The organism is Pantoea sp. Cy-640, from assembly GCF_011752635.1.
GTDB classification, from domain to species: domain Bacteria; phylum Pseudomonadota; class Gammaproteobacteria; order Enterobacterales; family Enterobacteriaceae; genus Pantoea; species Pantoea dispersa.
The window spans coordinates 38,696-51,153 of the sequence record NZ_VWXB01000012.1 but is presented as its reverse complement, the minus strand read 5'-3'; the positions used below and the strand labels follow the sequence as shown (position 1 = coordinate 51,153).

Sequence of the window (12,458 nt, the reverse complement as noted above, 5' to 3'; positions counted from 1 at the left end):
TGAAAGCGAGAAATTTTCCACCGCGCTCGCATTTTTGCCGTCACGATCGGCGCGGCGATCGCAAGAAGATCCTGGACGATCCTTGCGCTTTCCTTTATAGCCCGTATAATTCCCCACCCGGCATTGGCGCGTGAAGCTTTGATGCCCGGAATTAGCGGGCTGTATCAGAGTTTTCAGGTCTCGCGCCCAGCGAAGTAAATTGACTCCGGACTGTACAATTATTACAATCCCGCCTCTTTATTAAAGACACATTGAGGCGTCGGTCGTTTTACTGGCCCGAAAACGCGTCACCCAGTGAAATTTTTCAAGTTTAGGTAGAAATCGCCATGAAACGCACTTTTCAACCGTCCGTACTGAAGCGCAACCGTTCTCACGGCTTCCGTGCTCGTATGGCTACTAAAAATGGTCGTCAGGTTCTGGCACGTCGTCGTGCTAAAGGCCGTGCTCGTCTGACCGTTTCTAAGTAATAAAAGCTAACCCTCGTGGTTAAGCTCGCATTTCCCAGGGAGTTACGTTTGTTAACTCCCGCTCATTTCACTTTCGTCTTCCAGCAACCTCTTCGGGCTGGCACGCCGCAAATCACCATCCTCGGCCGCCTTAATTCGCTGGGGCATCCCCGCATCGGTCTTACCGTCGCCAAGAAGCACGTGAAACGCGCCCATGAACGCAACCGGATCAAGCGATTGACCCGCGAAAGCTTTCGTTTGCGTCAACACGAGCTGCCGCCGATGGATTTTGTCATCGTGGCGAAAAAAGGGATTGCTGACCTCGATAACCGTGCGCTGACGGAAGCGTTGGAGAAATTATGGCGTCGTCACTGTCGCCTGGCGCGCGGCTCCTGATCGCCCTGATACGCGTTTATCAACGCGCCATCAGCCCACTGCTGGGACCTCATTGCCGGTTCCATCCCACCTGCTCGCAGTATGGGGTGGAAGCTGTACGCCGCTTCGGCATGTTAAAAGGCAGTTGGTTGACGATTAAACGCGTATTAAAATGCCACCCTTTGAACCCGGGTGGCGACGATCCGGTGCCGCCAAAAACCTTTGATACCAGAGAACATTAACGATGGATTCGCAACGCAATCTCTTTCTCATCGCTTTTCTGTTCGTGTCTTTTATGATCTGGCAAGCCTGGCAGACGGACCACGCTCCGCAGCCACAGCAGACCCAGACCACGCAGAACACAAGCAGCGCAGCGGGTGATGCCGCCTCTTCCGGCGTGCCGGCTAGCGGCCAGGGCAAAACGATCACCGTTAAGACTGATGTCCTGTCACTCAACATTAATACCCGCGGCGGTGATATCGAGCAGGCACAGCTGCTGACTTACCCGGACAAACTGGGTTCAGACGCACCGTTCCAGCTGCTGGAAACCACTCCGGCCTTCGTTTATCAGGCGCAGAGCGGCTTAACCGGCCGTAACGGTCCGGATAACCCGAACAACGGCGCACGTCCGCTGTATACCGCTTCCCAGGATCACTTCGAGATGGCCGATGGCCAGACCGAGCTGCGCGTGCCGCTGAGCTGGACCGGTGAGAACGGCGTGGTTTACACCAAAACCTTCGTGTTCAAACGTGGCGAATTCGCGGTTAACGTCGACTACAACATCAATAACGCCTCGCAGCAGCCGCTGGAAGTGGCGATGTTTGGTCAGCTGAAGCAGACGATCGATCTGCCGAAGCATCGCGATACCGGCAGCAATAACTTTGCGCTGCACACTTTCCGTGGTGCCGCTTACTCGACCAGCGATGCGAAGTATGAAAAATACAAATTCGATACCATCGCCGATAACGAGAACCTGAACACCACCACCAGCAACGGCTGGGTGGCGATGCTGCAGCAGTACTTTGCAACCGCATGGGTGCCGCGCACTCAGGGTAACAATACGCTGTACACCAGCAATCTCGGCAATGGTGTGGCGGCAATCGGCTATAAGTCGGCGCCTGTGACCATCGCCGCCGGCGCGCAGCAGGATCTCGGTGCCACTCTGTGGGTCGGTCCGGAAATCCAGGACAAAATGGCCGCTATCGCGCCGCACCTCGATCTGACCGTGGATTACGGCTGGCTGTGGTTCATCTCTCAGCCGCTGTTTAAGCTGCTGAAATTCCTGCACAGCTTTATCGGTAACTGGGGCTTCTCCATTATCGTTATCACCTTCATCGTGCGTGGCATCATGTACCCGCTGACCAAAGCGCAGTACACCTCGATGGCCAAGATGCGTATGCTGCAGCCGAAGATTCAGGCCATGCGTGAGCGTCTGGGTGATGATAAGCAGAAGCAGAGCCAGGAGATGATGGCGCTGTATAAGGCGGAGAAAGTGAACCCGCTGGGCGGCTGTCTGCCACTGGTTATCCAGATGCCAATCTTCCTGGCGCTGTACTACATGCTGTCCGGTTCCGTTGAACTGCGTCATGCTCCGTTTGTACTGTGGATCCATGACCTGTCCGCGCAGGACCCGTATTACATTCTGCCGGTCATCATGGGTATCACCATGTTCTTCATTCAGAAGATGTCACCGACCACCGTGACCGATCCGATGCAGCAGAAGATCATGACTTACATGCCGGTTATCTTTACCGTGTTCTTCCTGTGGTTCCCGTCGGGTCTGGTGCTGTACTACATCGTCAGCAACCTGGTAACCATTCTCCAGCAGCAGCTGATTTATCGCGGGCTGGAAAAGCGTGGTTTACACAGCCGCGACAAGAAGAAAGCGTAACGCCCGGCAACGCTGAGCAGGACGCAACATATCCAGGGGCGGCATTTATGCCGCCCTGTTTTTTTTGGAAGAAGGTACTTATGAGCCACAGTGACACTATTGTTGCCCAGGCGACGCCTCCCGGCCGTGGTGGCGTCGGTATTCTGCGTATTTCCGGTGGCAAAGCCGCTGAGGTGGCGCAGGCCGTGCTGGGCAAGCTGCCGAAGCCACGCTACGCCGACTATCTGCCCTTTAACGATGCTGATGGCAGCGTGCTGGATCAGGGCATCGCGCTGTGGTTCCCGGGTCCGAACTCCTTCACCGGTGAAGATGTGCTGGAACTGCAGGGCCACGGCGGTCCGGTGATTCTCGATCTGCTGCTGAAGCGCATTGTGGCGCTGCCGGGTGTACGCATTGCGCAGCCGGGCGAGTTCTCGGAACGCGCCTTTCTGAATGACAAGCTCGACCTGGCGCAGGCAGAAGCGATTGCCGATCTGATTGATGCCAGCTCCGAGCAGGCCGCCCGCTCCGCCGTCAACTCGCTGCAGGGTGCCTTTTCACTGCGCGTTAATGCGTTAGTGGAAGCACTTACTCACTTGCGCATCTATGTGGAAGCAGCGATTGATTTTCCGGATGAGGAGATCGACTTCCTTTCCGACGGCAAAATCGAAGCGCAGCTGAATGCGGTGATCGGCGATCTCAACGGCGTGCGCGCCGAAGCGCGTCAGGGCAGCCTGCTGCGTGAAGGGATGAAGGTGGTGATTGCCGGTCGTCCCAACGCCGGGAAATCGAGCCTGCTCAACGCACTGGCCGGACGCGAAGCGGCGATTGTGACGGATATCGCCGGCACCACGCGTGACGTGCTGCGCGAGCACATCCACATCGACGGCATGCCGCTGCACATCATCGATACCGCCGGTTTGCGTGAAGCCAGCGACGAAGTGGAACGTATCGGCATTGAACGCGCCTGGCAGGAGATTGAGCAGGCGGATCGCGTCCTGTTCATGGTGGATGGCACCACCACTGACGCCACTGAAGCCGCCGCCATCTGGCCTGATTTCGTGGCGCGCTTACCGGCCGCGTTGCCAATTACCGTGGTGCGTAATAAAGCGGACATGACCGGTGAAATGCTGGGCCTGACAGAAGTAAATGGCCACTCACTTATTCGTCTGTCGGCGCGCACCGGCGCAGGCGTCGATACGCTGCGCGAGCACCTGAAACAGAGCATGGGCTTCGCCGGCAATATGGAAGGCGGCTTCCTCGCGCGTCGCCGCCATCTGCAGGCGCTGGAGTTAGCAGCCACTCACTTACAGCAGGGCAAAGATCAGCTGCTGGGAGCCTGGGCGGGCGAACTGCTGGCCGAAGAGCTGCGGCTGGCGCAGCAGGCGCTGAGCGAAATCACCGGCGAGTTTACCTCCGACGATCTGCTGGGCCGGATTTTCTCCAGCTTTTGTATTGGTAAGTAAAACAAACCTTTATATTAATGGCTGGCGGCTTCTTTACCGTTCGTCAGCCACTCCACGCTGTTCTTCCCGGTATTATTAACCCGCGTTAACCCTAGTTCACTACCGCCAGTTGCGCGTGAAGCCGGGATTACCTGCGATAGCGGGTAAACCTTGCTTCACACGCAATAGCGTGTAATGGTATCACGATTGCCAGACTGGAGCGCCGCTATGAAAATCACCAGCGCCAAACAATTAAGTTCTTATCTCAAAGATAGAAGACTCACAGAGGCACTCTCGCAAGCGAAAGTTGCCAGCAAAATTGGTATTCGCCAGGATACCGTCTCGAGCTTTGAGCTACAGCCTGAAACCACCCGACTGGACACACTGTTTCGTATTCTCGCTGCGCTGGATCTGGAAATGGAGATAAAACCCCGTGGTTTGCCATCGGCCAAACATGACCCGGACGGCTGGAAGGAGGAGTGGTGATGACAGAACTGGATGTCTACATGAACGGCTATCGGACAGGCGTTTTCAGCAGGGCAGCAACCGGTGCGCACACCTTTTTCCGCGCCATTTTATAGAAACCGCAAAAACGACAAAATTTGCCCTGACGGCGATGGCACATATCCTTGATGAGTTCAGAGCCAGAACGCCAGAAGTGATCCAACGCGTGCAGGAGCAAATCCCTGCGGCCTTCCCGTTACGCGTGAGCCAGACCATCCTCAATGGCTTTAAGGCGCGGGCCACGCGTTTGCATCAGTAAACGTTTAACGGTTGTCATGCGTGTTTGTTATTTGGCGCGCCCTCGCCTTTGTCGTATAACGGTTGAGGGTCGCCGCGTAAACGCAGCGGCCACATCCATTATTCATGCTAAAAATCAGGCGCAGGTTGTTGCCTGAACAGGAGAGAAACATGAGTACACCGCTCGACAGCGTGGCGCTGAACGCGCTGTTTACTGAAGCCCGCACCCATAGCTACTGGCAGGATAAACCGATTTCGCAGGAGGTGCTGAAGCAGCTCTATGCGCTGACGGCGCTGGGGCCGACCTCAGCCAACTGCTCGCCAGGCCGCTTTGTGTTCGTGACGTCTCAGGAAGGTAAAGAGAAGCTGAAACCGGCGCTCTCCTCAGGCAATGTGGATAAGACCATGGCGGCACCGGTGACGGTGATTGTGGCGTGGGATCCGACCTTTTATGAAGCACTGCCAAAACTGTTCCCGCATGGCGATGCACGCAGCTGGTTTACCAGCAGCCCGGATTTGGCCAAAGAGACCGCGTTTCGCAACAGCAGCCTGCAGGCGGGCTATCTGATTCTGGCGGCCCGCTCGCTGGGACTCGATGCCGGCCCGATGTCCGGTTTTGATCCGGCTAAAGTTAACGCCGCGTTCTTCAGCGAAAATAACTGGCAGGTCAACTTACTGATCAACCTCGGCTATGGCGAAGCCAGCAAACTGCATCCGCGCCTGCCGCGTCTGAGCTTTGACGAAGCCAGCAAATTTGCCTGATACGTTAAGTAGCGCAGCCGCACGACGCGCTGCGCCATGACTTAGCCCAGCGAGTGAAAACCGCTGTTGAAGTAGACCATCGGCGCTGTCGCTTCGCCCGGCAGCGCAATACCCACGATACGCGCCAGCAGCACGCTGTGGGTGTTCCACTCCACCGTTTTTTCCAGCTGACAATCGAAGCTCACCAGCGCATCAGCCAGCACGGGCGCGCCCGTATTAAGGGTTTGCCATTCACCGCTCTGGAAACGCTCAGCGCGGCGCGTCGGCGAGCTGAACTGCGCGCACAGGTCATCGTGCTGCTCGCGCAGAACGTTCACGGCAAAGTAGCCCGCCTGCAGAATGGCATCGTGGCTTGATGCGCTGCGGTTAACGCAGACCAGCAGGCTGGGCGGTTCCGCTGCCAGCGAACTGACCGAGGTGGCGATCAGCCCGAACTTTTCTCCGCTGGATGAGGTGGTCACCAGCGAGACACCGGCAGTGAGACGGCGCATGCCGTGACGAAATTCATCCAGCGAGATCGATTCCTGGCGAGCAAGAGAGGTAACAGACATAACAACTCCGACGTGCATGGTTTACGATGCGCACGATTGGCAGATAGGTGAATAATTTAAGCACTTCATTGTGCAGCTCTTTCCTGTCCAAATCCTACACCACATCCGCCGCTTCGGCACCCCATCCGACACCAATGTGCAAAAGCCTCATATTCAATTGCAGCTCATGGCAATGAGATTCGCCTCGTCCTTATCTGAATTTACTGGCTATCCAGCGTAAGCCGGATGCAAACCCATGAGAAAATTCTTACAATAGCCCTGATGATTATCCGACCATTTTCACGGAGCGACAGATGGCTAGTCATTTTGTTCGTTGGGTGGTTAACCCGCCCCTCACCCCAGATACCATGCGGGTTCCACAGGATGTGATGACCAGCGCCGGGCACCTGCCTGATAAGCGCCGCGGCCGCTTTCTTGCCGCACGCGCGCTGCTGGCCCAGCTGATGCTGCGCGTCTATGGTATTCGTGACCTGCCGCCGCTGATCGCCAGCAGCAGCGGTCGTCCCTGCTTTGCCGATCCTAATCTGCCTGACTTCAGTATCTCCTATGCCGGTAATATGGTCGGCGTGCTGCTGGCGGAAGAAGGCGGGCGCGCGGGCCTGGATATGGAAATCGTCCGGGCGCATAGCCGTCAGGCGCAGGATGCCCTCACGCAGGGGCTGTCATCGGGTGAAAAGGCGTGGATTAACGCCCAGCAGGATTTTATGGAAGCGGTGACGCAGATCTGGACGCTACGCCAGAGCATCCTCAAACTGACCGGCGAAGCCAACAGCGGTATTGATGCGCTGCGGCTGCATCCGGCGGCCGGCCGGCTGCGATCCAGCGTCTATCCCGATATTCAGGCGGTGTGTGATGCCGAGCCGACGCTGGTGTGGTCCTGCGCGCTGTCGCCCGGCACTGAGCGTTTACGGCTGTGGGAGATTGATGCGCAGCAGCAGTGGCAGTCGCTGCGCGATGTGGAGATGAGCAAACCCAACATCGGGCCGCGCACCCTGCGCCTCACCAGCCTGCCCGGCGAGCGTGTCGCCAGTCAGCCGGAAGTCAGGCATCCCGGATAACCAGGCCGCACCCGCGGCCTGTTGCGTTTAGTGCGCGTCGATAAAAGCGATTTTCAGCACAAACAGCAGCGCCACCACCACCACGCACGGGCTGATTTCACGCCAGCGTCCGGTACCGAGTTTCATCACGCAGTAAGAGATAAAACCGAGCGCAATACCTTCGGTGATCGAGAAGCTGAACGGCATCATCGCCGCCGTGACAAACGCCGGCACCGCTTCGGTGAGATCGTCCCAGCGCACGCGCGCCAGCGAAGCCGTCATCAGTACGCCAACATAAATCAGCGCGCCGGCCGCCGCATAGGCGGGCACCATGGCAGCCAGCGGCGACAGGAACATCACCAGCAGGAACAGGATGCCGGTCACTACCGCCATCAGGCCGGTACGGCCACCAATCGCCACGCCGGACGAGCTTTCGATGTACGCCGTCACCGAAGAGGTGCCGATCAGCGAACCGGTGACGGAGCTGATGCTATCCACGTACAGCGCCTGTTTCATGCGCGGAAAAGTACCTTTCTCGTCGGTCAGGCCCGCTTTATCGGTTACGCCAATCAGCGTACCGGATGAGTCAAATAGATTGACCAGCATGAAGGCGAAGATCACACCCGCCATGCTCACGTTGAACGCGCCTTTGATATCGACCTGGCCGACCACCGAGGTGATGGCCGGCGGCGCGGCGAACAGCCCGGTAAACTTCACGTCGCCCAGCAGCAGACCGATCGCGGTGGTCACGACGATAGAGACCAGCACCGCCGCGTGGATGTTGCGCGACGCCAGAATCGCAATGATAAAGAAGCCGAGCGCACCAAGCAGCACGTTGTGCGAGGCCAGGTTGCCGATGGTCACGATGGTGTCCGCGTTGGGCACAATAATGCCGGCGTTTTTCAGCCCCATCATGGCGATGAACAGACCGATACCGGCGGTGATGCCCACGCGCAGGCTGAGCGGAATATTGGCGATCATCCAGTAGCGTACGCGCAGCAGCGTCAGGATCAACAGCCCCAGCGCGCCCCAGAAGATCGCGCCCATGCCAACCTGCCACGAGTAGCCCATCGCGCCCACCACCACAAAGGCAAAGAAGGCGTTGAGGCCCATGGCCGGTGCCAGAGCCACCGGCAGATTGGCCACCAGCCCCATCAGGATGCTGCCGAACGCAGCAATCAGGCAGGTGGTGACAAACACCGCCTGGGTGTCCATGCCTGCGGCACCAAGAATCTGCGGGTTAACGAAGACGATGTACACCATCGTCAGGAAAGTAGTGAAACCGGCAATCACTTCGGTGCGCGCGGTGGTTCCGTGTTCCTGCAGCCTGAAAATACGCTGCAAAAGGCCCTGCTCGTTCATTTCGCTGTTCCGATGAAAAATTTATCGCCGCGTATCCTATAGACTTTAGCGCCGCAAAACACTGATTTTTCGCAACCGGTTGCCTGGGGTCGCTTTCTGCGCTGAGTGCGCTAGAGTGACAGCTTATTGTTTACTAAAAGGATGAGGCGCGATGTCAGTTGAATGTATCTTTTTTGATTGCGATGGCACGCTGGTCGACAGCGAAGTGATCTGCACGCAGTCCTACGTCAACACCTTTGCCCGTTACGGTATCGAACTCTCGCTGCAGCAGATGTTTGAACAGTACAAGGGGTGAAGCTTTACGACATCATCCGCGATGTGACGGCACAGCATCAGGTGACGCTGCCGCTGGCTGAGGTGGAGAGTGCCTACCGCGCGGAAGTAGCGCGCCTGTTTGATCTTGATCTGCAGCCGATTGCCGGCGCCAGAGCGCTGGTGGAGCGCGTGAAGGTGCCGATGTGCGTGGTGTCGAACGGTACGGTGAAGAAGATGGAGCATTCACTGGGGCTGACCGGCATGCTGCCGTATCTGAGCGGACGACTGTACAGCGGCTATGACATTAATCACTGGAAGCCGGATCCGGAGCTGATGTATCACGCGGCGGAACAGATGCAGGTGCCGATTGAAAAGTGCATTCTGGTGGATGATTCAGAGGCTGGCGCGCGGGCTGGCATCGCCGCTGGCATACCGGTGTTTTACTACTGTGCCGATGCACACAATCCGGTGATTGATCACCCGCTGGTGACGCGTTTTGACGATATGGCGCAGCTGCCAGCGCTGTGGCGTGCGCGTGGCTGGGATTTGGTCAGGTAAGTGCGCGCAGCCCCCTCATCCCAGCCTTCTCCCGCCAGCGGGAGAAGGGGCCGATCGAGCGGGTGTTAAGGTGAAGCACAGGTTTGTGAAACCGCACTGAGCGGTTCCCTCTCCCGTTTGCGGGAGAGGGTTAGGGTGAGGGGAAAAAATCACCCAATCGCGCCCAGCGAATCCTCATTGCCCTGGCTTTTTGGCAGCAGGAACAGCGTGGCGACGATATCCAGCAGATAAATCAGCGCCAGCAGCGTAATCGCAGCGGTGAACGAAATATGCGTGGCCAGCATGCCGATCACCAGCGGGCCGAAACCGCCGACGCCGCGGCCGAGGTTAAACAACACATTCTGCGCGGTGGCGCGCGCCTGCGGTGGGAACGTGTCCGAGATCAGCGCGCCGTAGCCGCCAATCATGCCGTTGACAAACATCCCCATGATGGCACCGGTAAACAGCATCACCGTCGGGTCGCGCAGCTGGGCGTAAACCACTACCATCGCCACGGCGCCAAACTGGTACAGCAGGAAAATCTTCCAGCGCGCAAAGCGGTCCGCCAGCACGCCGAACAGCCAGATGCCGAACGTCATGCCCACCACCGTAACGGCCGTCCACAGGCCGGATTTGGTCAGGCTGAAGCCGAAGCTGGAAGAGAGATAGCTTGGCATCCAGATCATCAGGCCGTAATAGCCAAAATTCTGCACCGAACAAAGAATCAGAATGCCGAGGCTGGCTTTGCTGGTGGCGCGATCGGCAAACAGCAGTTTAATGCGCGCGGAAAAGGAGAGCTGCGGGGCTTTTTCCACATGGCGGGTGAAGGCTTCCGGCTCGCCCATGCTGCGGCGAATCACAAACGACACCAGTGCCGGCAGCAGGCCAACCAGGAACATACCGCGCCAGCCAATCACGCTCAGCAGCGGCGGCGTGATAAAGGCCGCCAGCAATACGCCGAGCTGCCAGCCGATACCGACCCACGCCGAGGCGCGGTTGCGCTTCTCCTTCGGCCAGGCTTCGGCAATCAGCGCCATGCCGATGCCAAACTCACCGCCCAGTCCCATGCCCGCCAGCGTACGATACGCCAGCAGATCCCAGTAGCCCTGCGCCACGGCGCACAGCCCGGTGAACAGTGAGAACATCAGGATCGTCACGGTCAGAATGCGGATGCGGCCGTAGCGATCGCTCAGATGACCAAATACAATGCCGCCGACCACCGCGCCGATCAGCGTCCAGGTCACCAGCGAACCGGCCTGCGACGCATCCAGCGCCAGCGACACGCTGATCGCCGGCAGCATAAAGCCCAGAATCAGCAGATCAAATCCATCCATGGCATAGCCGCTGACGGCAGCCACCATTGCTTTCGCCGGCGTAACGGCGGTTTTGTTGTTATTTGCAGAGGACATAAAACAGCACCAGGCAGAAAAATGTGCGCCAAGTATAAAGAGAGCGGCAGGTTGAGAACAGGCAGAAATCAAGCGCACTGCCTGTCAGCCTCAGCGCTAACAGGCAGTCATCACGTCAATCAGGAGGGTTTATTGCTGCCGTCGTCGCCCGACAGCAGTTCATCCAGCTTGTCACCGCCCACGTGACGGAAATCCTGACCTTTCACGAAATAGAAGATAATTTCGCAGATGTTCTGGCAGCGGTCACCGATGCGCTCGATGGCACGCGCGCAGAACAGCGCGGTGAGCACGCTGGGAATGGTGCGCGGATCTTCCATCATGTAGGTCATCAGCTGGCGCACAATGCCTTCGTACTCTTTATCCACCTTTTTGTCTTCGCGGTAGATCTTGATGGCTTCGTTGAGATCCATGCGCGCGAAGGCATCCAGCACATCGTGCAGCATCTGCACGGTGTGATGCCCGAGCGACTCGAGGCTCACCAGCAGCGGCAGATGCTGCTGACCGAACTTCTCCAGCGCGGTACGGCTGATCTTCTCCGCCACGTCGCCGATGCGTTCCAGCTCCGAAATGGTTTTGATGATCGCCATCACCAGACGCAGGTCGCTGGCGGTAGGCTGACGCTTGGCGATGATGCGCACACAGGCTTCATCAATCTCCACTTCCATCATGTTGACCTTCTGGTCACCGTCGATCACCCGGCGCGCCAGTTCGCCATCCTGGTTATGCATCGCGGTGATGGCATCGGTAAGCTGCTGCTCCACCATGCCACCCATGATCATCACCTGAGTACGAATGTGCTCCAGCTCCGCGTTGAACTGACCGGAGATATGTTTGTTCAGATTTAAATTATCCATGTTTCTCTCCTGAATCAGCCGTAACGACCGGTGATGTAATCTTCTGTCTGCTTCTGCGCTGGCTTGGTAAACAGCGTGTCGGTGTCGCTGAATTCAATCAGCTCGCCCAGATACATAAACGCCGTGTGATCGGAACAGCGCGCCGCCTGCTGCATGTTGTGGGTCACGATGACCACGGTGTAATCCTGCTTCAGCTCGGTGATCAGCTCTTCGATGCGTCCGGTGGAGATCGGGTCCAGCGCCGAACATGGCTCATCCAGCAGCAGCACTTCCGGGCGAATCGCGATGCCGCGCGCGATGCACAGGCGCTGTTGCTGACCGCCGGAGAGACTGTAACCGCTCTGGTGCAGCTTGTCTTTGGTTTCATTCCACAGCGCGGCTTTGCTCAGCGCCCACTGCACGCGCTCGTCCATATCGGCACGCGACAGCTTCTCAAACAGTCGCACGCCAAAGGCGATGTTGTCATAAATCGACATCGGGAACGGCGTCGGCTTCTGGAACACCATGCCGACGCGCGCGCGCAGCAGGGCGATATCCTGATGCGATGCCAGAATGTTGTCGCCATCCAGCAGAATTTCACCCTCAGCACGCTGCTCCGGATAGAGCGAGTACATTTTGTTGAAGGTGCGCAGCAGGGTGGATTTGCCGCAGCCCGACGGACCGATAAACGCCGTCACCTGGTTTTTGGCGATATCCAGATTGATGTTCTTCAGCGCGTGGAACTTACCGTAGTGGAAGTTCAGATTGCGCACCTGAATTTTACCGGCAGAAGGAGTTGCCATACTCATTGCTCATCTCTCATGTGCAGCGCCGC

General features: G+C 57.7%; 13 protein-coding genes and 1 pseudogene. 9 read left to right on the top strand and 5 right to left on the bottom strand.

What is annotated here, in order from left to right; genetic code table 11:
- Nucleotides 1-326 precede the first annotated feature (326 nt).
- The 7 genes from rpmH to F3J36_RS22260 all read left to right on the top strand — a co-directional run bounded on the left by rpmH (nt 327) and on the right by F3J36_RS22260 (nt 5,639).
- Nucleotides 327-467 carry a 50S ribosomal protein L34 gene (rpmH, locus tag F3J36_RS22290; protein WP_000831330.1) on the top strand — a complete coding sequence of 47 codons (141 nt, stop codon included), beginning with the start codon at nt 327-329 and terminating at the stop codon, nt 465-467.
- Nucleotides 468-482: 15 nt separating this feature from the next.
- On the top strand, nt 483-842 hold the full coding sequence (rnpA, locus tag F3J36_RS22285) for a ribonuclease P protein component (protein ID WP_040679622.1): 360 nt from the start codon (nt 483-485) through the stop codon (nt 840-842).
- Nucleotides 806-1,063 (top strand): membrane protein insertion efficiency factor YidD, encoded by a 258-nt coding sequence (gene yidD / locus F3J36_RS22280; RefSeq protein ID WP_071813586.1) that lies wholly within the window; start codon nt 806-808, stop codon nt 1,061-1,063. The genes rnpA and yidD overlap by 37 nt, the downstream gene beginning before the upstream one ends.
- Nucleotides 1,064-1,065: 2 nt before the next feature.
- Nucleotides 1,066-2,712 carry a membrane protein insertase YidC gene (gene yidC / locus F3J36_RS22275; protein ID WP_021506916.1) on the top strand — a complete coding sequence of 549 codons (1,647 nt, stop codon included), beginning with the start codon at nt 1,066-1,068 and terminating at the stop codon, nt 2,710-2,712.
- A gap of 80 nt (nt 2,713-2,792) precedes the next feature.
- Nucleotides 2,793-4,157 carry a tRNA uridine-5-carboxymethylaminomethyl(34) synthesis GTPase MnmE gene (gene mnmE / locus F3J36_RS22270; RefSeq protein WP_166720621.1) on the top strand — a complete coding sequence of 455 codons (1,365 nt, stop codon included), beginning with the start codon at nt 2,793-2,795 and terminating at the stop codon, nt 4,155-4,157.
- Between the two features lie 207 nt (nt 4,158-4,364).
- A complete protein-coding gene (locus tag F3J36_RS22265; protein WP_166720620.1) occupies nt 4,365-4,622 on the top strand; it encodes a helix-turn-helix domain-containing protein in 258 nt (85 codons plus the stop codon).
- Between the two features lie 426 nt (nt 4,623-5,048).
- Entirely contained in the window at nt 5,049-5,639 is a 591-nt protein-coding gene (locus tag F3J36_RS22260) for a malonic semialdehyde reductase (RefSeq protein WP_021506918.1), read from the top strand.
- A gap of 41 nt (nt 5,640-5,680) precedes the next feature.
- Here the strand turns inward: F3J36_RS22260 and F3J36_RS22255 are convergent, their stop codons facing one another.
- A complete protein-coding gene (locus tag F3J36_RS22255; protein WP_031279601.1) occupies nt 5,681-6,190 on the bottom strand; it encodes a flavin reductase family protein in 510 nt (169 codons plus the stop codon).
- Nucleotides 6,191-6,483: 293 nt separating this feature from the next.
- On the opposite strand from F3J36_RS22255, the gene F3J36_RS22250 reads away from it, so the two are divergent.
- Nucleotides 6,484-7,248: a 4'-phosphopantetheinyl transferase superfamily protein gene (locus F3J36_RS22250; RefSeq protein ID WP_058775620.1), complete on the top strand. Its 765-nt coding sequence runs from the start codon at nt 6,484-6,486 to the stop codon at nt 7,246-7,248.
- A gap of 27 nt (nt 7,249-7,275) precedes the next feature.
- On the opposite strand, the gene F3J36_RS22245 is transcribed toward F3J36_RS22250, so the two are convergent.
- On the bottom strand, nt 7,276-8,589 hold the full coding sequence (locus F3J36_RS22245; RefSeq protein ID WP_166720619.1) for an NCS2 family permease: 1,314 nt from the start codon (nt 8,587-8,589) through the stop codon (nt 7,276-7,278).
- 151 nt (nt 8,590-8,740) lie between these two features.
- Between F3J36_RS22245 and yieH the strand changes: the two are divergent.
- Nucleotides 8,741-9,402: pseudogene (gene yieH / locus F3J36_RS22240) on the top strand (6-phosphogluconate phosphatase).
- 149 nt (nt 9,403-9,551) lie between these two features.
- Here the strand turns inward: yieH and F3J36_RS22235 are convergent.
- From F3J36_RS22235 to pstB, 3 genes are all read right to left on the bottom strand, one after another.
- Complete coding sequence (locus tag F3J36_RS22235; RefSeq protein WP_088516154.1) at nt 9,552-10,790, bottom strand: MFS transporter; 1,239 nt, start codon at nt 10,788-10,790, stop codon at nt 9,552-9,554.
- Nucleotides 10,791-10,909: 119 nt separating this feature from the next.
- Nucleotides 10,910-11,644 (bottom strand): phosphate signaling complex protein PhoU, encoded by a 735-nt coding sequence (phoU, locus tag F3J36_RS22230; protein ID WP_021506924.1) that lies wholly within the window; start codon nt 11,642-11,644, stop codon nt 10,910-10,912.
- A 14-nt stretch (nt 11,645-11,658) separates the two neighbouring features.
- Entirely contained in the window at nt 11,659-12,432 is a 774-nt protein-coding gene (gene pstB, locus F3J36_RS22225; RefSeq protein ID WP_021506925.1) for a phosphate ABC transporter ATP-binding protein PstB, read from the bottom strand.
- Nucleotides 12,433-12,458 lie beyond the last annotated feature (26 nt).